A 24715-nucleotide genomic window follows, 5' to 3' on the forward strand; every position below is an offset into this window, starting at 1 on the left:
ACGCCGTAGGGCTCCGACCGGCGCATACGCCCCCGGGGCCCCACGCGACGCCTACTCGTCGCGCTTGCTCCCAGTTGTCGCGTAATGCGAGAAATGGGCGGCGCAAGCGCGACGAGGGGAGCAGTACGTGGGCGGGACGACGCTGGTGCAGGTCGCCGAGCAGGGCGAACGGCAGCACGAGGTGGCCGAGCAGGACCCGACGCCGGACGGTGGAGCGGGGGCGGACGGCCGGGGCGCGCAAGCGCCACCACCCGCGCCACCCGCACCACCCGAGCCCCACGACGCGACGGCCGAGCACCTCAGCCCCGGCCGCGTCCGGATGGTGTTCGTCGGACTGATGCTCGCGCTGCTCCTCGCCGCGCTGGAGCAGATGATCGTCGCCACCGCGCTCCCGAAGATCGTCGGCGAGCTGCACGGCCTCGACAAGATGTCCTGGGCGATCACCGCCTACCTGCTCACCTCCACCATCGGCCTGCCGATCTACGGCAAGCTCGGCGACCTCTTCGGGCGCAAGGGCGTCTTCCAGTTCGCGATCGTCATCTTCGTCATCGGCTCGGCGCTCGCCGGCTGGTCGCGGACGATGGAGCAGCTGATCGCCTTCCGCGCCTTCCAGGGAGTCGGCGCGGGCGGCCTCATGATCGGCGTCCAGGCGATCATCGCGGACATCGTGCCGCCCCGGCAGCGCGGCCGCTACATGGGCCTGATCGGCGCCGCGTTCGGCCTCGCCTCGGTCGCGGGACCGCTGCTCGGCGGCTTCTTCACCGACCATGCCTCCTGGCGCTGGTGCTTCTACTTCAACGTGCCCTTCGGGCTCGTCACCCTGCTCGTCGTCTCGCTCGTCCTGAAGCTGCCCAAGCCCACCGCGAAGGCCCGGATCGACGTGCTGGGCGCGCTGTTGCTCGCCGCCGCCTCCACCTGCCTGGTCCTGCTGACCAGTTGGGGCGGGACCGAGTACGCGTGGGGCGACCGCGTGATCCTGGGGCTCGGGGCCGGTGCGGTCGTGGCGAGCGTGCTCTTCCTGATCGCCGAGAGGTTCGCGGCAGAACCGATCATTCCGCTGCGCCTGTTCCGTGATCCGGTCTTCAACATCACCAGTCTTGTAGGCATGGTCATCGGAATCGCCCTCTTCGGAGCGGCCAGTTATCTGCCGACCTTCCTGCAGATGGTCGACGGCGCGAGCGCCACCGAGTCCGGCCTCCTCATGCTGCCTATGATGGGCGGCATCGTCGGAGCGTCGATCGTCTCCGGGCAGCTCATCAGCCACACGGGCCGCTACAAGATCTACCCCGTCGTCGGCGGGGTCCTCTCCGTCATCGGCATGTGGCTCCTCTCGCGCCTCGAAGTGGACACGTCCCGGCTGGAGTACAGCATCTGGATGGCGGTGCTCGGCGCGGGCATCGGCCTGGTCATGCCCGTCCTGGTGCTCGCCGTGCAGAACGCGGTCCGCCCCACCGACCTCGGCACCGCCACCAGCGCCAACAACTACTTCCGGCAGATCGGCGGCAGCGTGGGCGCCGCGATCTTCGGCACGCTCTTCGCGAACCGGCTCGCCGACGCGCTCGCGGACCGGCTCCCCGCGGGATCGGGGGCGGCCGTGCCCGACGCCGAGTCCATCACCCCGCAGCTCGTCCACACGCTGCCCGCGCCGCTGCGCGACGGCTACATCCAGGCCTACGCGGACGCCATGCCGCGGATCTTCCTCTACTTGGTGCCGGTGCTCGTCCTCGGCATGCTGCTCGCCTTCTTCCTCAAGGAGACCCCCCTGTTGTCCAGCGCCACCTCCACCAACGCACCCGCCGCCGAGACCGCGACCGTCGGCGCCGTCCCGCAGGCCCGCACGACGACGTACACCGCCGGGGTCCCGGTCTGCGGCACCGTGCAGCACCCCGACGGCACCGTGGTGCCGCGCGCGGCCCTCACCCTCATCGACGTGGCGGGGCAGCAGATCGGGCGCGGCGCGAGCGGCGAGGACGGGCGGTACGCCCTCGCGACGCCGGGCACCGGTTCGTTCGTACTGATCGCGGCGGCCGGCGGGCACCAGCCGCAGGCCGTCACCGTCACCGTCGGGGAGCGGCCCGTCGAGCTCGACGTGGTCCTCGGCGGGGCGGGCCGCCTCGCCGGGACCGTGGTGACCGCCGACGGGACGCCCGTCAGGGACGCCGCCGTCACCCTCACCGACGTCCGCGGCGAGGTCGTCGCCACCACCCGCAGCGGACGCGAGGGCGGGTACGTCATCACGGAGCTGGTGGCCGGCGAGTACACCCTGGCCGCGAGCGCCCCCGCGTTCCGCCCCGCCGCGCTCCCGGTCACCGTGCAGGCCTCGCGCGAGACGCGGCAGGACGTGGAGCTCGCGGGCGGCGCCGTGCTGCGCGGCACCGTGCGGGCCGGCGGCGGGCGGCCCGTCGAGGACGCGCGCGTGACCCTGCTCGACGCGGCGGGGAACGTCGTCGACACCCTGACCACCCAGGCGGACGGCACCTTCCGTTTCGTCGACCTGTCGTCCGGCGAGTACACCGTGATCGCGGCGGGTTACCCGCCGGTTGCCACGGTGCTCCAGGTCGCCGGCGGCGGCCGCACGGAGCGGGACCTGCAGCTCGGCCACGAGGACTGAGGGGTTCCGTCGGTGGTCCGGGCCGGCGGGCACCGGCCGGGCGCCCTGTGGGGGCGTGCGCCGGTTCCCGGGCGGTCCGGGCCAATTCCCGCATTGCCCCGCACGGCAACCTGCTACCCCCGTACGGTGGTTGGTGGCGGCTCAGATCTTGCGCTGCCGCGGGAAGGAGCATGAGCCATGGAACCAGGCACTCCGGGCGAGCCGCCGACGCAGAGTGCCGCGTCCGGCCGCATCCCACTCGCCGTGGTCGTCGTGGACGGCGCCGGACTCGTCTCGCACTGGAGCGTCGGTGCCCGCCGGCTCTTCGGGTACGAGAAGGAGGAAGCCGTCGGCCGTCCCGTGGGCGACCTGCTACCGGTGCACGGCGCCATCCCCGAGGACCGCGAGTCCTACGGAGCGTTCGACGGGCTCGGCCCCGACCTGGAGACCTCACTCGACCGGCGCATCTCCTACCCCGCCGCCGGGCGGGCGCGGCTCACCGGGTCGAGGAGCGGCGGCGACTGCCGCGTCGACGTGCTCTGGTGGGCGTACCCGCTGGTCGGGCCGGGATCCGAGCGGCTCCTCGTGCTCGCGGCGGACGCCGCACGCCTGGCAGCGGCCGACGAGCCCGAGAGCGGCCCGGACGGGCGCGCCGAGCGGAGCCGGCAGGACGTGCAGATCGAGCGCATCGCGCCCGGCTTCGCCCTGCACACGGACTTCCCCGGCGCGGACGAGCTCGCAGCCCGCCTTCCCGAGATCCTGCCGAGCATGAGCGTGGGGGAGAGCGCGCGCATCGTCTCCCAGGTGCTCGAACTCGGCTACCCCGTCCTGGAGTTCAGTCATCAGGACCGCGTGCCCGTCACCCCCGACTGGGGCGTCGCCCGCCGCGCCGAACGCAAGGAGCGCAGGCAGCGCGCCGCGCAGGCGGCCGCCCGCGGGATCCCGGTGGCCCCCGACCCGGTCGACGACGAGGGTGAGGACCTCGAGTACGCGGCCGTGCGCGAACACCTCGAATTCCTCAACGAGGTCAGCGGGCGGATCGGCTCCTCGCTCGACCTGTCGCGGACCATCCTGGAGGTCAGCAGGGCGGTCGTGCCGCGCTTCACGGACGTCGCGGGGACCTACCTGCGTGAGCAGGTCGTGGCCGGTGAGGGTTTTCCCGAGGGCCCGCCGGACGAGACCACGATGTGGCACCGGGTCGCGGTGGAGCACACCGACGAGCCGGGCCGCTGGGACGACGTGGTGCCGGTCGGCGAGTCGATGCCGTTCCCCGCCCACACGCCGTTCTTCCAGTGCATGACCTCCGGCGACCCGGTGCTCGTGCCCCGCATCACGGAGGAGATGGGCAACGCCATCGCCTCCCAGTTCGAAAAGCGCGACATCCGCCCGCTGATCAACCACCGCTCGATGCTCGTCGTCCCGCTCAAGGCGCGCAACGTGGTGCTGGGCTTCATGATCCTGCTCCGCCACCGGGAGCGGCCGGTCTTCAACGACATGGACCGCGTCACCGGCGCCGAACTGGCCGCACGCGCGGGCCTCGTGCTCGACAACGCCCGCATGTACACGTACCAGGAGAGCGTCGCCGACACCCTCCAGGACAGCATGCTGCCGCACATCCAGTCCCGGATGCCCGGCTGCGACATCGCCACCCGCTACCTGCCGGGCACGCTCCTCGGCCGGGTGGGCGGCGACTGGTTCGACTCCGTCAAGCTGCCCGGCTCCAGAACCGCCCTCGTCGTCGGCGACGTGATGGGCCACGGCCTCAACTCGGCGGCGATGATGGGCCAGTTGCGCACGGCCGTGCAGACCATGGCCGCCCTCGACCTGCCGCCCGAGCAGCTCCTGCGCAACCTCGACGACCTCGCACAGCGCCTGGGCGAGCACTATCTGGCGACCTGCCTGTACGCGGTCTACGACCCGATCGCGAGCGAGCTGCACCTCGCCAACGCGGGACACATCCCGCCCGTCCTGGTGCGCGCCGCGGACGGCCGCAGCGAACTCCTGGACCTGCCCACCGGGGCGCCCATCGGCGTCGGTGGTGTGCCCTTCGAGTCGGTCACGATGCGGGTGGCGCCCGGCGACCGGCTGCTGATGTGCACGGACGGCCTGGTCGAGGTCCGCGGCGAGGACATCGGCGTCGGCCTCGCCACGCTCACCGAGTCCGCCGCGCACCCCGCCGCCTCCATGGACGACGCCTGCGACACGATCATCCGCGCCCTCAACACCCGCGGCGGCCGCAAGGACGACGTGGCGCTCCTGATGGCCAGGCTCAACGGAATCCCGGCCGAGAACGTCGCGCACTGGCGGCTCGCCGTCGACCCCGCGGAGGTGGGCAGGGCCCGTGACATGGTCCGCGCCCAACTGCGCGGCTGGTCCCTGGAGGGGTTGAGCGACACCGCCGAGCTGGTCGTCAGCGAGCTCGTCACCAACGTCGTGCGCCACTCCCGCAGCAGCAGGATCGACCTGCGCATGGTCCGCTCCGAAGTCCTGGCGTGCGAGGTCGAGGACGAGGACCAGACCCTGCCGACGCTGCTCAGCGCGGGCCCGGCGGACGAGTTCGGACGCGGCCTCCGCGTGGTCAGCGGGCTGGCGAAGGAGTGGGGGACCAGTCGTACGCGCGCGGGCAAGACGGTCTGGTGCGAACTGGCGCTGCCGCGGCGTTAGTCGGCGAAAAGGGGCGCGTCCGACGTCGACGTGGCGACGTGCCGCGCGGTGATCCACGTAGCGCATGCCAGGTGGTCCGCGTACTCACATGCACGGTGAAGAGTGCGCGGGCGCTTGTCCGTGCGACCGGGGCGCGGTAGACCGATCTTGTCGCCGGCTTCGGCGGCTTCGTCGCACTCCGGGGAGCACGGACATGAGCGTCACGAGTCGGTACAGGGCGGCGTGGGAAGGGTTCTGGCGCGAGGCCCCCGACGAGCCGGGGGAGGTCTTCTGGGACGCCGAACCCGCCCTCACCGTCGGCCTCCATCTCGCGCTCTTCGAGCCGCACATGACCGCCGTCGGCCTGCCCGTCGTCGACCTCGGCTGCGGCAACGGCACCCAGACGCGGTTCCTCGCCGACCGCTTCCCGCGCGTTCTCGGCGTCGACCTGTCGGCGGCCGCCCTCGAACACGCCCGGCGCGCGGACCCCGCGGACCAGGTGGACTTCCGGGAGCTCGACGCCGTCGAGAAGCGCGAGGCGGAGCAGTTGCACGCGGAGATCGGTGACGCGAACATCTATATGCGGGGCGTACTCCACCAGTGCGACCCCGCCGACCGGCAGCCGCTGCTCGACAGCATCGCCACGCTGCTCGGCGAGCGCGGCCGCGCCTTCGTCGTGGAACCCTCGGAGGCGGCGCGGCCCGTCCTGATGGGCCTGGTGCAGGGTCCCGCGGGGCCGCCGCCCAAGCTGGCGCCGATCTTCGCGCACGGCCTCGCGCCCGCCGAGGTCGCCGACGCGTCGGTGGGCTCGTTCGTCGAAGCGGCCGGGCTCGTGGTGCTGGCGGCCGGTGAACTCCCGCTCACGACAACCGAGTTCACCTCCGACGGTACGCGCATCGAGTTGCCGTCGAGGTGGCTGGTGATCGGGCGCAGGGGCTGAGGGGGCGCGAGGTCCGGCCGGGGTCCGGAGGGCGAGAGGCTTCCGCCTTGATAGGCAAGTCGTTGCTTGCATATGCTCCGGTCATGGAAGAGGATGTCTTCAAGGCGCTGGCCGACCCCACCCGCAGGCGCATCCTCGACGGGCTCGTGGAGAGGGACGGCCAGACCCTGTTCGAGATCTGCTCGCGGCTGCTGACCAGGCACGGGCTGGGTCTCACCCGGCAGGCGATCAGCCAGCACCTGGCCGTGCTCGAAGCGGCGGGGCTGATCCACACGAGGCGACAGGGCCGCTTTAAGTACCACGACCTCGACACCGCGCCCCTGGAACGCGTCATGGCCAGGTGGCTCGGGCCCGGCGAGGCCGACACCCCCGAGGCAACGGAGAGCACGCCATGAGGATCAACCTGACCAGCGTATTCGTCGACGACCAGCTCAAGGCTCTGGCCTTCTACACCGACGTACTCGGTTTTCAGCAGAAGGCCAAGGTCGCGGTCGGCGACGACTGGTGGCTGACCGTGGTCTCGCCCGAGGACCCCGAGGGGACGGAGCTGCTCCTCGAACCCGACGGCCACCCGGCGGTGAAGCCGTACAAGGCGGCGCTGGTCGAGGACGGCATCCCGGCCGCCGCCTTCGCCGTGGACGACGTCGCCGCGGAGTTCGAGCGGCTGCGCGGGCTCGGCGTGTACTTCACCCAGGAGCCGCTGCAGATGGACGACGTCACCGTCGCGGTCCTCGACGACACCTGCGGCAATCTCATCCAGATCATGCACACGGCCTGACGGCCCAGCTGATCGTTTGGGGGAGTGCGTCGCGGGCACTACGAAGGGCTGTGCGCGACCATCAGAGGGCGAGCGCGACAAACCGGACCCCCGAGCGCGAGGTACTCATGAGTGACCAGAACATGGCGGACGACGCCTACCAGCCCACCGGCGACAACGAGGAGCAGGCGGACGCGGCGCCGCTGGACCTGCAGGACGCGCTGGACGAGCGCACGTACGACGACATGCTCGACGAGGGCTACTCGCCGCCGGAGAAGCCGCTCGGCGTGACCAAGACCGGCACGACGGCGGCGGAGCAGCACGAGGGCGAGACGCTCGACGAGCGGCTGCGGCAGGAAGTCCCCGACGAGGAGGTGCCCGACGCGGAGCGTCCCGGCCGTGACGACATCGGCGACCTGCCGGACGGTGAGGGCGAGCCCATGGACCCGGAGGCCGGCCAGGACCGCGCGGGCCGTCTGGTGGCCCCCGACGAGGGCGCGCACACCGACATCGACAAGCAGGTCGTCGCCCGCGACGAGGGCATCGACGGCGGCGCGGCGGGCGCCGAGGAAGCGGCGGTCCACATCGTCCCCGACGAGAACCTGCCGTCGGCGCAGGACGACCGGGACTGAACGCGCCCGCGACGTGTCGGGGCCGGGGTGCACCGGGCGCCCGCGGGCAGGCGGGATGTGTCGCCCTGTTCGAAGCTGGACGGAGGGCGACGTGTGATCCGTTCCACGAGCAGGAGGACCTCCATGACCGTCCCCACCTCTTCCGGCCCGGGTGTGGCCGTCGTCACCGGCGCGGACTCCGGCATCGGCCGGGCCACGGCCGTCCGGCTCGCCGCCGCCGGGATGGACGTAGGGATCACCTGGCACAGCGACGAGGACGGTGCGCGGCAGACCGCCGAGGAGGTGGGCCGGCACGGCCGGCGTGCCGCCGTCGCCCGAATGGACCTGACCCGGCTGCCCGACGCCGCGGACGCCGTCGACGACCTCGCCGAGCGCCTCGGCCGCATCGACGTCCTGGTCAACAACGCGGGCACGGGCACGGCGACGCCCTATCTCGACCTGGCACACGCCGACGTCCGGCGCGTCGTCGACGTCGACCTCATCGGTCCGTTCCTGTGCGGTCAGCGCGCCGCGCGGCGCATGATCCGGCAGGGCGGGGGCGGCCGCATCGTCAACGTGACATCGGTGCACGAGCACCAGCCCCGCGTGGGCGCGGCCCCCTACTGCGCCGCCAAGGGCGGACTCGGACTGCTGACCCAGGTGATGGCCCTGGAGCTCGCGGAACACGGCATCACCGTCAACGCCGTCGCGCCCGGCGAGATCGCCACACCCATGACCGGGCAGGAGGACACCGACGTGCACGAGGTGAGCCGTCCCGGCATCCCGCTCGGCCGGCCGGGCGACGCCAGGGAGGTCGCCGCCGTCATCGCCTTCCTCGCGAGCCCCGACGCCTCGTACGTGACCGGCGCGTCCTACGTCGCCGACGGCGGCATGCTGCGCATGGGACCCCAGGCCGGTTCGCATCTGCGGAGCGACGAGTGGCGCCGCCCCTGAGCACGCCCCTCGGCCCGCCCCGTGGGCCCGTGCGGCAACCGGCCCGTGTCGAACCCGGCGGCCCGGGTACCGGAGCTGCCTGGAGCAGGGATCGTGGGACAGCGCCGGCCCGCACGATCCGCACGTGCCGTGCGGGTGCGGATGCCGGGGTCCGGAAACGGAGCAGCAGGTGACGCCGAACGCAGAAGACCTCACCCGACAGGACACCGCCCCGGGCGCGCAGGGCGCGCAGGCCCCGTACGCCGGTGGCTCCCCGCACCACGACACGCCCGCGGCGCACCACGTTCTGCCCGCGGACGACCTCCCGCCCGACCTCAACCAGGCCATCCTGGAGGCCGCCAAACAGGTCGGCGCCCTCCTCAAGAGGGGCGAGCACGACTTCGCCCTCGCCGGCAGCGTCGCCGTGTACGCGCACGGCGGGACCGGCAACCTCCAGCACGACGCCGACTTCTGCATCAGGCCCGAGGACGCCGCGGCGGTCGCGGCGACTCTGGAGGAGGCCGGCCTGACGGTGTACGCGCCGCCCGAGGACTGGCTGCTCAAGGCCAAGTGCCTCGGTCAGGACATCGACCTCATCTTCGAACTGGGCGGCGAGCCGGTCACCACCGAGCTGCTCGGCCGCGCCACGCAGCTGCCGGTGGACTCCGTGCAGATGCCGGTCCTGGCGCCGACCGACCTCGTACGGGCGCTGCTCGCCGCCTTCTCCGAGCACCACTGCGACTTCGGCGCCGTGCTGCCGATCGCGCGGCAGCTGCGGGAGATGGTCGACTGGGAGGCGCTCCGCGACGCGTTCGGGGACCTGCCGATGCCGGCGGCCTTCCTCTACCTGCTCGAACGTCTGGAAGTCATCGCACCGCGAGGAGGAGACGGATGAACGACCCGGCCCATGTCGAGTACCGCATCGCGCATCTGAAGGAGCGGCTCGCCGCCGAGGAACTCGGCGAGCTCGGCATCCGCGTCGAGCACCGCGGATCGTCCGTGGCGGTCGTCGGAACCGTGCCCACCACCCACTGCCGCGACGAGCTGCTGCGCACCGTGAACGAGGAACTGGACGGCGAGACGGTCCACTTCGACGTCGTCGTGGCCGAATCGGCGGCCCCGGACCACCCGGAGGAACTGGCATGATCCGCATCGCAGCCGTGGGGGACATCCACATGGGCCTCGACAGCCAGGGCGTGCTCAGGCCCGCTTTCGAAACGCTGCCCGACTGCGCGGACCTGTTGCTGCTGGCCGGGGACCTCACCCGCCACGGCACGCCGGAGGAGGCGGAGGTGGTCGCGCGGGAGGTGACCGGTCTGCCCGTGCCCGTCGTCGCCGTGCTCGGCAACCACGACCACCACGACGAACAGCCCGAAGCGGTCACCGCCGTCCTGCGCGAGGCGGGTGTCCGGGTCCTCGAAGGGGAGAGCACGGTCGTCGAGGTCGACGGGGCACGCGTGGGCATCGCGGGCACCAAGGGGTTCGGCGGCGGCTTCGTCGGCCGCAGCGGCAGTGAGTTCGGTGAACCCCTCATGAAGGAGTTCATCCGCTACACCCGCCGCTGCGCGGACGGCCTGCGCGCCTCCCTGGACGAGCTGGCCGAGCAGGGATGCGGTACGAGAGTGGCGCTGACGCACTTCGCGCCCGTGCCGGACACCCTCGCGGGGGAGCCCCTGGAGATCTACCCGTTCCTGGGCAGCTACCTGCTCGCGGAGGCGGTCGACGCGGCGGGCGCGGACCTGGCCGTCCACGGCCACGCACACGCGGGCACCGAACACGGCATGACCACGGGCGGCGTCCCGGTCCGCAACGTCGCCCAGCCCGTGATCCGCAAGGCGTTCGGCGTGTACCACCTGAAGGACCGCCATCCGGCGCAGGCACGGTAGGCCCGGGAGGGGTGCGGCGGGGAGTAGTCTGCCGAACAGGAACGTGGCTGTCTTCCAGGGCCGGTGCGCCCCGTGGCGCGGAAGGCTCAGTGATGGAGCACCGGGTGACTGTGCAGGAACTGCTCGGCGGGCTCACAGAGGCCGTCGACGACGGTCGGCACGGTGAGTGGGCCGTGCGGTGCGCGCACGCGCTCGGGCTCGGCGGCATCGCGGTCTCCTTGCGGTGGGGCGCGGAACTGGTCTGGTTCAGCGACAGCGTCAGCGCACGGCTGGAAGACGCCCAGTTCACGTTGGGGCAGGGCCCCGGAGTGGCGGCGGAGTTCGGTGACGTGCCCTATCAGGTGCCGGATCTGAGCCGAGGCGCCGCCGAGCAGTGGCCGCGGCTCGCCGCCGAGGCCCAGGAGTTGGGCGTGTGGGCGCTCTTCGTCTGGCCGGTCCGCTCGGGTGCGGCGCGGCTCGGGTCACTGACCGGATACCGCAGGACGCCCGGGCCGCTGACCGCACAGCAGGCGGCGGACGGACTGCGGGTGGCCGACGTGCTGGCCGGCCGGCTGCTGGCCTGGGGGCCGGGGAACGACAGCTCCCCCGAGGGGCGGGGGAAGGCCGGTACGGTCGACCTGCACTGGGCCGAAGTGCACCAGGCCACCGGTGTGCTCAGCTGCCGGCTCGGCGTGACCCTGGGCGAGGCGATGGTCCGGCTGCGGGCCCAGGCCTTCGCCGAGGGCAGACCGGTGACCGAGACCGCACGCGAGATCCTCCGGGACCTGCCGTCATGAAACCTTCCTGCGGCAGCTGACACACCGAAACCGTGAGCGCGCGGCTCTGGTTCCCCCTTCTTTCGTCAGAAGCGTTGACGAACTCCACCCGCCCTCTTAGCTTCTACGCGTCGTACTTCGTACGTCATATATGAGACGTGATACGCGATACGTGAGATCCGAGGGTGCCCCATGACGTCCGTGCCGACCCCGATCCCCTCGCGCACGCAGTTCGTGCTCGAAGCGATCAAACACCGCATCCTCAGCGGCGAGTTGAGGCCGGGGCAGCCCCTGGTCGAGGCGGAACTCGCCGGTGAGTTCGGGGTCTCCAAGACGCCCGTGCGCGAGGCCCTCAAGACCCTCGCGGGCACCGGCCTCGTCACGATGAGCCAGTACAAGGGGGCCGCGGTGCGTACCGTGGACGCGGCCATGGCCCGCGAGGTCTACGACGTACGGCTGCTCCTCGAACCCGAGGCGCTGCGCCGCACCGTCCGGCGCGGGGCGGCGCTCGACGCCGCCCGCGACGCCCTGGAGCGTGCCGACATCGCGGAGGACGCGGCCGAACGCTCCCTGGCCAACCGGGAGTTCCACCGCACGCTGTACGCCGCCTGCGGCAATCCGCTCCTCGGCCGCCTCCTCGACGAGGTGCGGGACCAGGCCGCCCTCGTCTCCGCCGTCGCCTGGGCGGCCGACCCGTCGTGGGCCCGCGAGGCGACCGAGCACCAGGAGATCCTGCGGCTCGCGCTCGCCGGGGACGCGGACGGCGCCGCCGAGGCGCTGCACCGGCACATCGCGTCGTTCGTGCAGCGCGCCTTTCCTTCGGAAGGGAACCACAAGTGACGTACGCAGAAGGAGAGTTGTTCGGCGCGCAGCGCGTCGCGCTCGCCGACGTGGTGGCGATCCCCGTGACGCCCTTCGCCGAGGACGGCTCGATCGACCACGACGCCCACCGCAAGATCCTGCGCCGCCAGCTCGACGTCGGGGTGCGCACCCTCACGCCCAACGGCAACACGGGGGAGTTCTACGCACTCGCGCCGCAGGAGCGCCGCGCCGTCGTCGAGTCGACCGTCGAGGAAGCGGCGGGGCGGGCGGCGATCCTCGTCGGTGTCGGCCACGACGTGCCGACCGCGGTCGCCGCGGCCCGGCACGCCGAGACGGCGGGCGCCCACATGGTGATGGTCCATCAGCCCGTCCACCCCTACGTCTCCGACAGCGGCTGGGTCGACTACCACCGGGCCATCGCCGAGGCCGTGCCCCGCCTCGGCGTGGTCCCCTACCTGCGCGACGCCGCGCTGCCCGGCGTCCGTCTCGCCGAACTCGCCGACGCCTGCCCCAACGTCATCGGTGTCAAGTACGCGGTGCCGGACGCGGCGCGCTTCGCCGGGTTCGCGCGGGACGCCGGGCTCGAACGGTTCGTGTGGGTCGCCGGACTCGCCGAGCCGTACGCCCCCTCGTACTTCTCGGCGGGCGCCACCGGCTTCACCTCCGGGCTTGTGAACGTCGCCCCCGGCCTCTCGCTGCGCATGATCGAAGCGCTTCGACGCGGCGATTACCCGGCGGCCATGAGCATCTGGGCGCGGATCCGCCGCTTCGAGGAGCTGCGTGCCGCCGACGGTTCCGCCCACAACGTCACCGTCGTCAAGGAGGCCCTCGCCGGACTCGGCCTGTGCCGCCGCGACGTACGCGCTCCGAGCAGTCTGCTGCCCGAAGCGGAGCGCGCCGAGGTCGCGGACATCGTCGCCGGGTGGTCCATATGACGCGCCCGGCAGGCGAGTTGCGCAGTCAGCGGTGGTACGGCGAGACGATCTCGTCCGGCCTGCGCTCCTTCAGCCACCGCGCCCGCACCCGGCAGCTCGGTTACCTCCCCGAGGAGCACCTGGGCAAGCCCGTCGTCGCGGTCCTCAACACCTGGTCCGACATCAACCCCTGCCACTCCCACCTGCGTGAGCGTGCGCAGGCCGTCAAGCGGGGGGTGTGGCAGGCGGGCGGGTTCCCGCTGGAGTTCCCCGTGTCGACACTGAGCGAGACCTTCCAGAAGCCGACGCCCATGCTCTACCGGAACCTCCTCGCCATGGAGACCGAGGAGCTGCTCCGCTCGTACCCCGTGGACGGCGCCGTGCTGCTCGGCGGCTGCGACAAATCGACGCCCGCGCTGCTCATGGGCGCCGCGAGCGTCGACCTGCCCACCGTGTTCGTGCCCGCGGGGCCCATGCTGCCGGGTCACTGGCGGGGCGAGGTCCTCGGTTCCGGCACGGACATGTGGAAGTACTGGGACGACCGGCGCGCCGGGCTCATCGGCGACTGCGAGCTGACCGAGCTGGAGAGCGGTCTCGCACGCTCCCCGGGCCACTGCATGACCATGGGCACCGCGTCGACGCTGACCGCCGCCGCGGAGGCGCTCGGCGTGACGGTGCCTGGCGCCTCGTCCATCCCCGCCGTCGACTCCGGGCACGAGCGGATGGCCGCGGCATCCGGCCTCCGTATCGTCGAACTCGTGCGTCAGGGGCGGACGTTGTCGCAGATCCTCACACCGGACGCCTTCGAGGACGCCGTCACCACCGTCCTCGGCCTCGGCGGCTCCACCAACGCCGTCATCCACCTCATCGCGCTGGCGGGCCGCGCCGGGGTGAAGCTCACCCTCGACGACTTCGACCGGATCGCCCGCGCCGTGCCCGTCCTCGCCAACGTCCGCCCCGGCGGCGAGCGTTACCTCATGGAGGACTTCCACTTCGCGGGCGGACTGCCCGGCTTCCTCTCCCGCATCACGGACCTGCTCCACCTGGACCGCCCCACCGTCGCGCACGACACCCTGCGCGAACAGCTCGCAGGCGCCCGCGTCCACCACGACGACGTCATCCGCACCCGCGACAACCCGGTCGCCACGGAGGGCGGCGTCGCTGTCCTGCGCGGCAACCTCTGCCCGGACGGCGCCGTCATCAAGCACATCACCGCGGACCCGCGGCTGCTGCGGCACACGGGGCCCGCCGTCGTGTTCGACGACTACCGCACGATGCAGCGCACCATCGACGACCCGGCGCTCCGCATCACGCCCGACCACGTCCTGGTGCTGCGGGGCGCGGGCCCCAAGGGCGGGCCCGGCATGCCGGAGTACGGGATGCTGCCGATCCCCGACCACCTGCTCAAGCAGGGGGTGCGGGACATGGTGCGGATCTCCGACGCGCGGATGAGCGGCACGTCGTACGGCACGTGCGTGCTGCACGTCGCGCCCGAGTCGTACGTCGGCGGGCCGCTCGCCCTCGTCCGCACGGGCGACCTCGTCACCCTCGACGTACCGGCACGGAGCCTGCAACTCAACGTCCCCGAGGCCGAGTTGGTGCGGCGCCGGAGTGAGTGGGTGGCGCCGCCGGCCCGTTACGAGCGGGGTTACGGCGCGCTCTACAGCGAGCAGATCACGCAGGCCGACACGGGGTGCGACTTCGCGTTCCTGGCCAGGCCCGGCGCGGTGCCGGATCCGTACGCGGGCTGACGCCTTCTTCTTGATCGGTATTTCGAACGACGTACGCGAAGCGCTTCACCTCTGGCACACCGAGGCGCTTCCCTTCCCCACACCCACGATCCCCCGTACCCCCACGATCGGAGAAGTGTCATGGCACACGCCGCAGCCGTGGCGAAGCCGCCGCCGCACGGCACCGCGAAAGCGCCACCGCCCCCGCCACGGAAGCGGCGCAAGAACGGGACGACCCCGCGCCGGCTGCCGTACCTGCTGATCGCGCCGGCCGTCCTGCTGATGCTCGGCTTCATCGCCTACCCGGTGGTCAGCGTCTTCTACTACAGCCTGCGCCACTACAACCCCACCAAGCCGTGGCGCGACGGCTACGCGGGCCTGGACAACTTCGTCACGGCGTTCACCGACGACCCGGACTTCTGGCACACCCTCGGCTTCAGCTTCCAGTGGGTGGCCGTCGAGGTCGTCCTGCAGCTGCTGCTCGGACTCGCCCTCGCCCTGCTCGTCAACCAGACCTTCGTCGGCCGCGCGATGGCCCGCGCCCTCGTCTTCTCGCCGTGGGCCGTCTCCGGCGTACTGACGTCCACCATCTGGCTGCTGATCTTCAACTCCCAGACCGGCATCACCCGTTACCTCGCCGACGCCGGCGTCGGCTCCTACGGCACGTCCTGGCTCTCCGACACCGGCACCGTCTTCCCGGCCGTCGTCGTCGCCGAACTCTGGCGCGGCGTCCCCTTCTTCGCGATCCTCATCCTCGCCGACCTCCAGTCCGTGTCGAAGGACCTGTACGAGGCGGCGGAGGTGGACGGCGCGAGCCGCTTCCGGCAGTTCTTCCACATCACGCTGCCGCACCTCAAGGACGCGATCATCCTCTCCACGCTGCTCCGCGCCGTCTGGGAGTTCAACAACGTCGACCTGCTGTACACGCTCACCGGCGGCGGCCCCGCGGGCGAGACCACGACCCTCCCGCTGCGCATCGCGTCCATCGCCGTGGACTCCCACGACTTCGGCTACGCCTCCGCGCTGACCGCCGTCGCCTTCGTGATTCTTCTCTTCTGCTCGCTGCTCTATCTGCGGCTCAGCAAGTTCGGGGGACAGGACAAGTGAGCAGTACGAGGAAGCCGCCCCGCTGGCAGATCCACCTGCCCCTCGGCCTCTATCTCCTCTTCACCCTCATCCCCTTCTACTGGATCCTGCTCTTCGCCCTGCGCCCCACCGGATCCACCTCGCTCGTGCCGTGGCCCCTCACCTTCGAGCACTTCGACAAGGTGTGGACCGAGCGCAGCTTCGCGACGTTCTTCCAGAACAGCGTGCTCGTCGGCGTCGCCTCCATGGCGATGACCACGCTCGTCGCCCTCGCCGGCGGCTACGCCCTGGCCCGCTTCGCCTTCCGGATCAAGCGCGGCTTCATGCTGGCGCTGCTGTGCTCGCAGTTCATCCCCGGCGCCCTGATGCTCGTGCCGCTCTTCCAGATCTTCGCCGAACTCCAGATGATCAACTCGCTGGGCAGCGTGATCATCGCAGAGACCGTCTTCCAGCTCCCGCTCTCCATGATCTTGCTCAGCGGCTTCATCAAGAACGTCCCGTACGCCTTGGAGGAGGCCGCCTGGGTCGACGGCTGCGGACGCTTCCGGGCGTTCTGCGCCATCGTGCTGCCGATGCTGCGGCCCGGACTCATCGCCGTGGGGTCGTTCGCGTTCGTGCACAGCTGGAACCACTTCCTCTTCGCCCTGATGTTCCTCAGCGACCAGGGCAAGCAGACGATCCCGGTGGGCCTCGCCACGCTCATGGGCGCCGACAGCGTCGACCTCGGCGCGCTCGCCGCGGGCGGTGTCGTCGCCGCGGTGCCCGTCGTGATCGTCTTCGCCTTCATCCAGAAGTGGCTGGTCACCGGGTTCAGCGCCGGGGCGGTGAAGGGATGACGGCCACGGTGGGCGCGGGGGCCGGGAGCCTTCGGCCGCCGCTGTCCGTCGTCCTGGCGGGGGCGCGCGGGCACGGCGCCCGGCACCTGGAGAACATCCGCCGCCTCCAGCACGCCGGGCTCGTACGTCTCGTGGGCGTCTGCGAGCTGCGGCCGCTCACGGGGGAGGAGCTCGCGGGGTTCGGCGGGGTGGCGCAGTCCGAGGACTTCGCGGGGCTGCTCGACTCGACCGGCGCGGCCGTCGCCGTGATCTGCACGCCCATCCCGACCCACACCGGGCTCGCTCTCACGGCGGCCGCACGCGGCGTCCATGTGCTTCTGGAGAAGCCGCCCGCCCCGTCGTACGAGGAGTTCCGGCGGATGGCGGGCGGGGCGGCCGCCGCGGGCACCGCCGTCCAGATCGGCTTCCAGTCGCTCGGTTCGCACGCCCTCCCCGCGATCCGGCGACTGGTCGCCGAGGGGGCGATCGGCGACGTGACGGGGGTCGGCGGGGCGGGAGCGTGGGTGCGCGACGAGGCGTACTTCCGGCGCGCGCCGTGGGCGGGACGCCGCCGCCTCGACGGAATCGACGTCGTCGACGGCGTTCTGACCAACCCTCTGGCGCATGCCGTCGCCACCGCCCTCGCGCTGGCCGACGCGACGGAGGCCGAGGACGTCACGGCCGTGGAGACGGAACTGTTCCGGGCCCACGCCATCGAGTCCGACGACACGTCCTGCGTCCGCGTCGGCACGGCGTCCGGCTGCCGGATCACGGTGGCGGCGACGCTGTGCGCCCACACGAACGGGGAGCCGTACGTCGTCGTGCACGGGACGCGGGGGCGCATCACGTTCTGGTACCGGCAGGACCGCGTGGAGGTGCGGGGCGCGGGCGCGGCGCCGGGCCGACGGCGGCCCGACGTCGTACTCGGTGCGACCACCCTCCACGGCAGGACCGACCTCCTGGAGAACCTCGTCGAGCACCTCACAGGGCGCGCCCCGCTCCTCGTACCGCCCGCGAGGACCGGCGCCTTCATGCGCGTCGTCGAGGCGGTGCGGACCGCCCCCGACCCCGTGGAGCTGCCCGAACGGGCTGCCTGGACCACGGCTCCGGGCGACCGGGCGGGAGCGGGACGACGTGTCGTGCACGGCATCGACGGCCTCGTGGCGCTCGCCGCCGACACCCTCCGCCTCTACTCCGAGCTGGGCGCCGACTGGGCCCGGCCCGCCCCGACGACCTTCACAACGAGGTGAGTACGTCATGAAGCATTCCCTCGTCCTGCGCTGCGCGGGACGGCCCGTCGGCCGCTACGCCTACCGGAACGACCTCGACCGGCGCCTGTCCCCGCGCCCCTACCTGCACCCGGTGACGACCCTCGCGGGTACGACCGTCACCGAGCTCGGCCCTGCGGACCACCCGCACCACCTCGGGGCCGGCGTGGCCGTGCCGGACGTGGCGGGCCACAACTTCTGGGGCGGCCGCACGTTCGTACGGGACCGGGGGCCCGTCCACCTCGACAACCACGGCGTGCAGCGCCACCAGGACTTCAAGCTGCACGATCCCGACGGGTTCGTGGAAGAGCTGACCTGGACGGTGGCGGGGGAAACGGTGCGGCGGGCGGCGGGGCAGGCCGCGGGGGAGGTGCTGTTCAGGGAGTGCCGCACGGTGGCGGCCACGGAACTCGACGCCACGGCCTGGGCGCTGGACTTCACCTTCTCCCTCACCAACGTCACCGGTGACGAGGTGTCCGTCGGCAGCCCCGCCACCAACGGGCGGCCCGGCGCCGGGTACGGCGGCTTCTTCTGGCGTGCCCCGAAGGAGTCCGCGGCGCCGCACGTGTTCACCGCGGGCGCGGAGGGCGAGGCGTCCGTGCACGGGGCCCGCGCGGACTGGCTGGCCCTCGCGGGCGACGGCTGGACCCTGGTGTTCGCCGGGGCGACGGCGCGGACCCGGCGCGACCCGTGGTTCGTACGCGCCGCGGAGTACCCCGGCGTCGGCTCCTCCCTCGCGGCGGAGGACCGGCTGACGATCGCGCCGGGCGACACTGTCGTACGCCGTGTGGTGACGGTCGTCGCCGACGGCGCCCTGAAGCGCGACGAGGCGACGGCGCTGGTACGCCGGGCGGTGACGGCGTGAACGCGTCCGACGGTACGGATGGCGGCACGTACCGGAATCCCGTGCTCGCCGCCGACTGGTCCGACCCCGACGTGCTGCGGGACGGCGACGACTTCTATCTCACCGCCTCCAGCTTCGGCCGCGTCCCGGGGCTGCCGCTGCTGCACTCCCGTGACCTGGTCAACTGGACGCTGATCGGGCATGCCGTCGAACGTCTCGAACCGGCGGAGGCCTTCGCCGTGCCGCGGCACGACTGCGGCGTCTGGGCGCCGTCGCTGCGCCGGCACGGCGGGCGGTTCTGGATCTTCTGGGGCGACCCCGATCATGGGATCTTCCAGGTCAACGCGGCGGAGATCCGGGGACCCTGGACGCGGCCGCACCTCATCAAGCCAGGCAAGGGCTTCATCGACGCGTGCCCCCTGTGGGACGAGGAGTCCGGCCACGCCCACCTCGTGCACGCCTGGGCCACGTCGCGTTCCGGCGTGAAGAACCGCATCACGGGCCATCGGATGAGCCCCGACGGACGCGAACTGCTCGACGAGGGCACCGTGCTGATCGACGGCGATCTGATCCCCGGCTGGTTCACGCTCGAAGGGCCCAAGATCTACCGGCACGACGGATGGTTCTGGATCCTCGCGCCCGCCGGGGGAGTGGAGACCGGGTGGCAGGGCGCCTTCCGTTCCCGCGCGTTCCACGGGCCGTACGAGGAACGCGTCGTGCTCCAGCAGGGCCGCACCGACGTCAACGGTCCGCACCAGGGCGGATGGGTGCGCACGGCCCGCGGCGAGGACTGGTTCCTGCACTTCCAGCGGCGCGGCCCCTACGGGCGCGTCGTCCACCTCCAGCCGATGCGCTGGGACACCGACGGCTGGCCGGTGCTCGGCGACGACGGCGCCCCCGTCCTCGTACACCGCAAGCCGGACCTGCCGCGGCAGCCCGCCGCCGCGCCCGCCACCGACGACGCCTTCCCCGGCGGCCGGTACGGGCGCCAGTGGCAGTGGACCGCCAACCCGCGGCGCGGCTGGACCACTTCGCACTCCGGCGACGGCCTGCGCCTGACGTGCGTCCGCAGCGCGCAGGCACCCGACCTGCGCACGCTGCCGCACGTCCTCACGCAGCGCCTGCCGCTCCGGCCGTGCGTCGCGGAGGTCGGCCTGAGCCTGGCCGCCGACGCGCCGGGCGCGCGGGCCGGGTTCGCGGTGCTCGGCGACGCGTACTCCTGGATCGGCCTGGCACGGGACGCCGAGGGCACCGCCCGGCTCGTGCACCGGTTCGCCGAGCGGGGCGGCCCGGAGCGCGATGCCGAGCACGCGCGTCCCGCGCCGGACGGCACGGCCCGGCTGCGCGTCGAGGTCGGCGAGGGCGCGCGGTGCCGCTTCTCCGCCGATACCGGCGACGGACGCGGCTTCCGGGCCTCGGGGCCCGTGTTCGCCGCCACGCCGTGGAACTGGGTCGGCGCGCTGTTCGGGCTCTTCGCGGCGGCGCCGACCGGCAAGGGCCCAGCCGGCGCCGCCCTGTTCACGCACTTCCGGATCACCACTGAAGGAGAGACCAGACGATGAACACGAGAACGGGAACGAGCACGTCCGCGCTCGCGCTGGCCGCGGTCCTCGCGCTGACCGCCACCGCCTGCGGAGACGACGGCAGCGGCACGGCCGGGGGCAAGGGCGGCGAGGGCTCGGGCAAGGGCGAGATCACCTTCTGGGACAACAACACGGCCGTCCGGCACGACATCTGGAAGGAGATCATCGGGGACTTCGAGAAGGCCAACCCCGACATCAAGGTCAAGTACGTCGGTGTGCCCGCGGAGAGCGTGCAGTCCAAGTACGACACCGCCATCCAGGGCGGTGGGCTGCCCGACGTCGGGGGTGTCGGCGCGGCCATGCTCGCCGGGATCGCCGCGCAGGACGCCCTGGAGCCGTTGGACGAGCGTCTCGACGGCAGCGCGCTGGGCGACGAGCTGAACACGGGGATGGTGGACAGCGTGCGGGCGGCCGGCGGCGGCAGCCGTCTGTACACGGTGCCGACCTCCGCCAGCAACGGCGTCCTCTACTACCGCACCGACCTGTTCGAGGCGGCGGGGCTCGACGCGCCCACCACCTGGTCCACGTTCTACGAGGCGGCGGACCGGCTCACCGACCAGAAGGCCAACCGCTTCGGCTACACCATCCGCGGCGGCGAGGGCTCCATCGCGCAGGCGCTCGACGCGATGTACGGGCAGTCGGGCATCGGCTCGTTCTGGGACGGCGACCGGACCACCGTCAACCATCCCAAGAACGTGGCCGCGTTGAAGAAGTACGCCGCCCTCTACAAGAAGGCCACGCCGTCGGCCGACCTCAACAACGACTTCACGAAGATGAACGCCCAATGGGACAACGGGCGGATCGGCATGCTCAGCCACAACCTCGGGTCCTACGCGGACCACGTGAAGGCGCTCGGCGAGGACAAGTTCCGGGGCCTGCCGAACCCGACGACCGACGCGGGCGTCCGCGTCCAGGTGTCCAACCCGGTCGACGGGCTGGCCCTGTTCAGGTCGAGCAAGAACAAGAAGGCCGCCTGGAAGTTCATCGAGTTCGCGGCCTCGCACGCCTCCAACAGCAAGTGGAACGAGTCGGCGGGTGCCATACCCGCCAACACGCGCGCCGCGAAGGATCCGTGGGTGAAGAAGGCCGAGCCGACCGAGCTGGCGGCCGCGGCACTGAACAGCGGCTCCACGAAGATCGTGCAGCTTCCCTACTACCTGCCCGACTGGAACACCATCAGTAAGGCGGAGAACGAGCCGAAATTCCAGAAAGTGCTGCTCGGCAAGATGTCGGCGGAGGACTTCCTCGACAGTCTCGCCGAGCAGCTCAATGAGGCGCAGGCGGAGTGGCAGAAACAGAACCGCTGACGCCGGCCTCGTCGATTCCGGCTCCAGCTGGCCCCAGCGGCAACTCTCCAATGGCTTCCGCCTTCAACAGTGGAAGCGATTCCGTCAGTTGACCGCCGTCGCACTCGCGGGCGACGGCACGCCCGCCCCCGAGGCCGCTGCCGCGACCCGGGTCGGCAACCCCTACGCGGGCGCCAAGGTCAACGTGAACCCCGAGTGGAAGGCCAAGGCCGACGCCGAACCAGGCGGGCGCCGGTCTCGGCGAACGCCCGAAGGCTTCGAAGCGCTTCGACAGGCTTCTGGACAGGCCATGCCCGCCCCCATAGGGTCGGTGGGCGATCCGCGTCGAAGCGGTTCCCCGCCCGAGCCGCTCAGCCGGAGGAGCACTCCATGGTCACCCTAGCCGAGGTAGCCAGGCACGCCGGGGTCTCGGCCAGCACGGTGAGCTACGTGCTCAGCGGCAAGCGCTCGATCTCCCGGGGCACCCGCGAACGAGTGGAGCGCTCCATCGAGGAGCTGGGCTACCACCCGAACGCGGGCGCCCGCGCGCTCGCCAGCGCCAAGTCGAACGTCATCGCCCTGATGATGCCGCTCCGCACCGATATGTACGTACCGGTGATGATGGAGATCGCCCTCGCGGTCACGACCACGGCCCGGACCTACGGGTACGACGTGCTCCTGCTCACCGGCGCGGAGGGTCCGGCCGCCGTCCGCCGCGTCACCGGCAGCGGCATCGCCGACGCGATGATCCTCATGGACGTCGAACTCGACGACGAGCGGCTGCCGTTGCTGCGCGCCGGGGACCGTCCCGCCGTCCTGATCGGCCTGCCCGCCGACACCGCGGGACTGGCGTGCGTGGACCTCGACTTCGCGGCGACGGGCGCCCTGTGCGCGGAGCATCTGGCCGGGCTCGGCCACCGGGACATCGCCGTCATCGGCGAGGCGCCCGCCGTGTACGAGCGGCACACCGGCTTCGCCGAACGCACTCTGGAGGGACTCAGGTCCATGGCGGGCGAGTCGGGCCTGCGTCTGCTGCACCGCCCCAGTGACGGCGGTTACGACGCGATGGCCATGACCCTGGCCCGCATCTTCGACGAACGGCCCGGCACCACGGGCTTCGTCGTACAGAACGAGTCGGCCGTCGAGCCGCTGCTCGCGCTGTTGCGCCAGCAGGGCCGCGCGGTCCCCGAGGACGTCTCGGTGGTGGCCATCTGCCCGGACCAGGTCGCCGTCGGGGCGTCCGTGCGGCTCACCTCGGTCTCCATACCGGCGCAGGAGATGGGGCGCCGTGCCGTGGAGCGGATCGTCGCGAAGCTGGCGGCGCGCGGCACGGACGGCGTCGAACTCCTCGCCCCCGAACTGACGGTGAGGGCGAGCACGGGGCCTGCCCCGCACTCGCCCCCGACACGGTGACCGCCGGACCACCGGTCGCTGCCGTCCTTCCGGTAAGGCTCTGCGCCCAGGGAAGGCCGTGCACTCAGGGAAGGCCGTGCACCTAGGGAAGGCTGTGCACCTTCGGGCCGACCGCGTTCGACCACGCGCTGCCCGCCGTGGCGTCCCAGTTCGTCGACCACGTCATGGCGCCGCGCAGCCCCGGGTACGTCTTCGACGGCTTGAACGAGCCGCAGCCGGTGCCGCGGGCGAGGCAGTCGAGGGCGTTGTTGACGATCGTCGGGGAGACGTAACCGCTGCCCGCGCCGCGCGGCGACGCCGGGACGCCGATCCCGACCTGCGAGGCGTCGAGGCCGCCCTCCAGCTGGATGCAGGCGAGCGCGGTCAGGAAGTCCACGCTGCCCTGGCTGTAGACCTTGCCGTCACAGCCCAGCATCGAACCGCTGTTGTAGTACTGCATGTTGACGACGGTGAGGATGTCCTTCACATTCAGCGCCGTCTGGAAGTAGCCGCCCGACGTGGACTGCATGTCGATGGTCTGCGGTGCCATCGTCAGCACCATCTTCGGGCCCGCCTTCGCCGAGAGCTGGCGCAGGGCCTTCGACATATAGGTGGGGTTGAGGCCGTTCTCCAGATCGATGTCGACGCCGCTGAACCCGTACTCCTGCATCAGCGCGTACGCACTGTTCGCGAACGCCGTCGCGGAGGCGTCGCTGTTGACGGAGATGGTGCCCTTCTCGCCGCCGACCGAGAGGATCACGGACTTGCCCGCGGCCTTCTTCGCGGCGATGTCCGCCTTGAAGTCGGCGGTGGAGGAGTAGCCGACGGCCGGGTCCAGGTTGAAGGTGATCTGGCCCGGAGTGCTGGTCGCGTCGGCGAAGGAGACGGCGATGATGTCGTACTGCGACGACACGTCGCGCAGCTTCTGCACGGTCGCGCCGTTGTTGAAGTTCTGCCAGTAGCCGGTCAGCGCGTGCTTGGGCACCGTGCCGCCGTCCCCGCCGCCGCCCTTGGTGGTCCGTGCGGTCACGGCCGTCGACTTCGCGGACTCACCGGCCGCGTTCGACGCGCTCACCTGGAAGCTGTACGTCGTCTCGGGGGTGAGGCCGGTGACCGTCGTGGAGGCGCCGCCGACCGAGGCGACCTTCGTGCCGTCGCGGTAGACGGTGTAGCCGGTGGCCGTGGACACCGGGGACCAGGACAGGTCGACCGACGTGGAGGTCGTCGTGCCCGCCGCGAGGCCGGCCGGCACGGCGGGTATCTCCACCGGGTCGGTGCCGCCGCCCCCGTCGGGCCCGAAGACGCTCACGTCGTCGACGTGGTACGCGCTCTGCCCGTACCAGCCGTGCGTGTACACGGTGACCGACGTGGTGTTCGCGCCGGTGGTGAAGCTGGTGGAGAGCTGCTGCCAGGACGAGGTGCCCGGCGTCCACGTCGACACGTCGGTGGTGCCGGTGCCGCGTGCACCCAGGTAGACGTAGCCGCCCTGCACCCAACTGCTGAGCTTGTAGGTCGAGTTGGGCTTCACCTTGACGAGCTGGGAACACTCGGCGTGGTTCTGGCCCGACGGGGTGGCCTTCAGAGCCTTGGTGCCGCCGTGCACGGGGGAGGTGACGGCGGCACCGCTGTTCGCCGCGCAGGTCCAGTCGCTCAGGTCCGACTCGAACCCGGCGTTCTTGGCGACGTTGACGTCTGCCTGGACGTCCGCCGCCACGGTGCCGGCCTGTGCGGCGTCCGCCGACTGCGCGGGCGCGGCGAGCGCGGTGACGGCGAGTGCGCTTGCCGCACCGACGGCGAGCGCCGCGCCGAATCTCCGGCGAAAGCCGGGTCTGCCCTGACGTACACGGTCCACGAAGGGCC

Annotated in this window: 22 protein-coding genes; 21 read left to right on the top strand and 1 reads right to left on the bottom strand. The window is 71.9% G+C overall.

All coding sequences use genetic code 11. From position 1 onward, the window contains the following. The first annotated feature begins 127 nt into the window (after nt 1-127). The 21 genes from AC07DO_RS29250 to AC07DO_RS29350 all read left to right on the top strand — a co-directional run bounded on the left by AC07DO_RS29250 (nt 128) and on the right by AC07DO_RS29350 (nt 22876). A complete protein-coding gene (locus tag AC07DO_RS29250; protein ID WP_479063717.1) occupies nt 128-2611 on the top strand; it encodes an MFS transporter in 2484 nt (827 codons plus the stop codon). A gap of 177 nt (nt 2612-2788) precedes the next feature. Further along, nucleotides 2789-5254: a SpoIIE family protein phosphatase gene (locus AC07DO_RS29255; RefSeq protein WP_479063718.1), complete on the top strand. Its 2466-nt coding sequence runs from the start codon at nt 2789-2791 to the stop codon at nt 5252-5254. Between the two features lie 193 nt (nt 5255-5447). Then, nucleotides 5448-6173, top strand: a complete 726-nt coding sequence (locus tag AC07DO_RS29260; RefSeq protein ID WP_479063719.1) for a class I SAM-dependent methyltransferase — start codon at nt 5448-5450, stop codon at nt 6171-6173. Nucleotides 6174-6256: 83 nt separating this feature from the next. Further along, nucleotides 6257-6568: an ArsR/SmtB family transcription factor gene (locus AC07DO_RS29265; protein ID WP_479063720.1), complete on the top strand. Its 312-nt coding sequence runs from the start codon at nt 6257-6259 to the stop codon at nt 6566-6568. After that, a complete protein-coding gene (locus tag AC07DO_RS29270; RefSeq protein ID WP_479063721.1) occupies nt 6565-6951 on the top strand; it encodes a VOC family protein in 387 nt (128 codons plus the stop codon). Before AC07DO_RS29265 ends, AC07DO_RS29270 begins: the two co-directional genes overlap by 4 nt. Before the next feature lie 107 nt (nt 6952-7058). Further along, on the top strand, nt 7059-7562 hold the full coding sequence (locus tag AC07DO_RS29275; protein ID WP_479063722.1) for a DUF5709 domain-containing protein: 504 nt from the start codon (nt 7059-7061) through the stop codon (nt 7560-7562). Nucleotides 7563-7685: 123 nt separating this feature from the next. After that, nucleotides 7686-8495 (top strand): SDR family oxidoreductase, encoded by an 810-nt coding sequence (locus AC07DO_RS29280; protein ID WP_479063723.1) that lies wholly within the window; start codon nt 7686-7688, stop codon nt 8493-8495. Nucleotides 8496-8664: 169 nt separating this feature from the next. Further along, nucleotides 8665-9369, top strand: coding sequence for a nucleotidyltransferase family protein (locus AC07DO_RS29285; RefSeq protein WP_479063724.1), 705 nt, complete (start codon nt 8665-8667; stop codon nt 9367-9369). Then, nucleotides 9366-9620: a hypothetical protein gene (locus AC07DO_RS29290; protein ID WP_479063725.1), complete on the top strand. Its 255-nt coding sequence runs from the start codon at nt 9366-9368 to the stop codon at nt 9618-9620. Before AC07DO_RS29285 ends, AC07DO_RS29290 begins: the two co-directional genes overlap by 4 nt. After that, complete coding sequence (locus tag AC07DO_RS29295; protein WP_479063726.1) at nt 9617-10360, top strand: metallophosphoesterase family protein; 744 nt, start codon at nt 9617-9619, stop codon at nt 10358-10360. Before AC07DO_RS29290 ends, AC07DO_RS29295 begins: the two co-directional genes overlap by 4 nt. Nucleotides 10361-10464: 104 nt before the next feature. Further along, nucleotides 10465-11136 (top strand): ANTAR domain-containing protein, encoded by a 672-nt coding sequence (locus tag AC07DO_RS29300; RefSeq protein ID WP_479063727.1) that lies wholly within the window; start codon nt 10465-10467, stop codon nt 11134-11136. 171 nt (nt 11137-11307) lie between these two features. After that, nucleotides 11308-11955 (top strand): GntR family transcriptional regulator, encoded by a 648-nt coding sequence (locus AC07DO_RS29305; RefSeq protein WP_479063728.1) that lies wholly within the window; start codon nt 11308-11310, stop codon nt 11953-11955. Further along, entirely contained in the window at nt 11952-12872 is a 921-nt protein-coding gene (locus tag AC07DO_RS29310; protein ID WP_479063729.1) for a dihydrodipicolinate synthase family protein, read from the top strand. Before AC07DO_RS29305 ends, AC07DO_RS29310 begins: the two co-directional genes overlap by 4 nt. Next, entirely contained in the window at nt 12869-14602 is a 1734-nt protein-coding gene (gene araD / locus AC07DO_RS29315) for an L-arabinonate dehydratase (protein WP_479063730.1), read from the top strand. The genes AC07DO_RS29310 and araD overlap by 4 nt, the downstream gene beginning before the upstream one ends. 120 nt (nt 14603-14722) lie before the next feature. Then, complete coding sequence (locus AC07DO_RS29320) at nt 14723-15688, top strand: carbohydrate ABC transporter permease (RefSeq protein ID WP_479063731.1); 966 nt, start codon at nt 14723-14725, stop codon at nt 15686-15688. After that, nucleotides 15685-16503: a carbohydrate ABC transporter permease gene (locus AC07DO_RS29325; RefSeq protein WP_479063732.1), complete on the top strand. Its 819-nt coding sequence runs from the start codon at nt 15685-15687 to the stop codon at nt 16501-16503. The genes AC07DO_RS29320 and AC07DO_RS29325 overlap by 4 nt, the downstream gene beginning before the upstream one ends. After that, nucleotides 16500-17732, top strand: a complete 1233-nt coding sequence (locus AC07DO_RS29330) for a Gfo/Idh/MocA family protein (protein ID WP_479063733.1) — start codon at nt 16500-16502, stop codon at nt 17730-17732. Before AC07DO_RS29325 ends, AC07DO_RS29330 begins: the two co-directional genes overlap by 4 nt. 7 nt (nt 17733-17739) lie before the next feature. After that, nucleotides 17740-18615, top strand: a complete 876-nt coding sequence (locus AC07DO_RS29335) for a DUF6807 domain-containing protein (RefSeq protein ID WP_479063734.1) — start codon at nt 17740-17742, stop codon at nt 18613-18615. Further along, a complete protein-coding gene (locus AC07DO_RS29340; protein WP_479063735.1) occupies nt 18612-20156 on the top strand; it encodes a glycoside hydrolase family 43 protein in 1545 nt (514 codons plus the stop codon). The genes AC07DO_RS29335 and AC07DO_RS29340 overlap by 4 nt, the downstream gene beginning before the upstream one ends. After that, complete coding sequence (locus AC07DO_RS29345; protein WP_479063736.1) at nt 20153-21484, top strand: ABC transporter substrate-binding protein; 1332 nt, start codon at nt 20153-20155, stop codon at nt 21482-21484. The genes AC07DO_RS29340 and AC07DO_RS29345 overlap by 4 nt, the downstream gene beginning before the upstream one ends. 369 nt (nt 21485-21853) lie before the next feature. Next, nucleotides 21854-22876 (top strand): LacI family DNA-binding transcriptional regulator, encoded by a 1023-nt coding sequence (locus AC07DO_RS29350; RefSeq protein ID WP_479063737.1) that lies wholly within the window; start codon nt 21854-21856, stop codon nt 22874-22876. A gap of 82 nt (nt 22877-22958) precedes the next feature. On the opposite strand, the gene AC07DO_RS29355 is transcribed toward AC07DO_RS29350, so the two are convergent. After that, a complete protein-coding gene (locus AC07DO_RS29355; RefSeq protein WP_479063738.1) occupies nt 22959-24707 on the bottom strand; it encodes a chitinase in 1749 nt (582 codons plus the stop codon). Nucleotides 24708-24715 lie beyond the last annotated feature (8 nt).

The organism is Streptomyces sp. NPDC045678 (assembly GCF_056432085.1).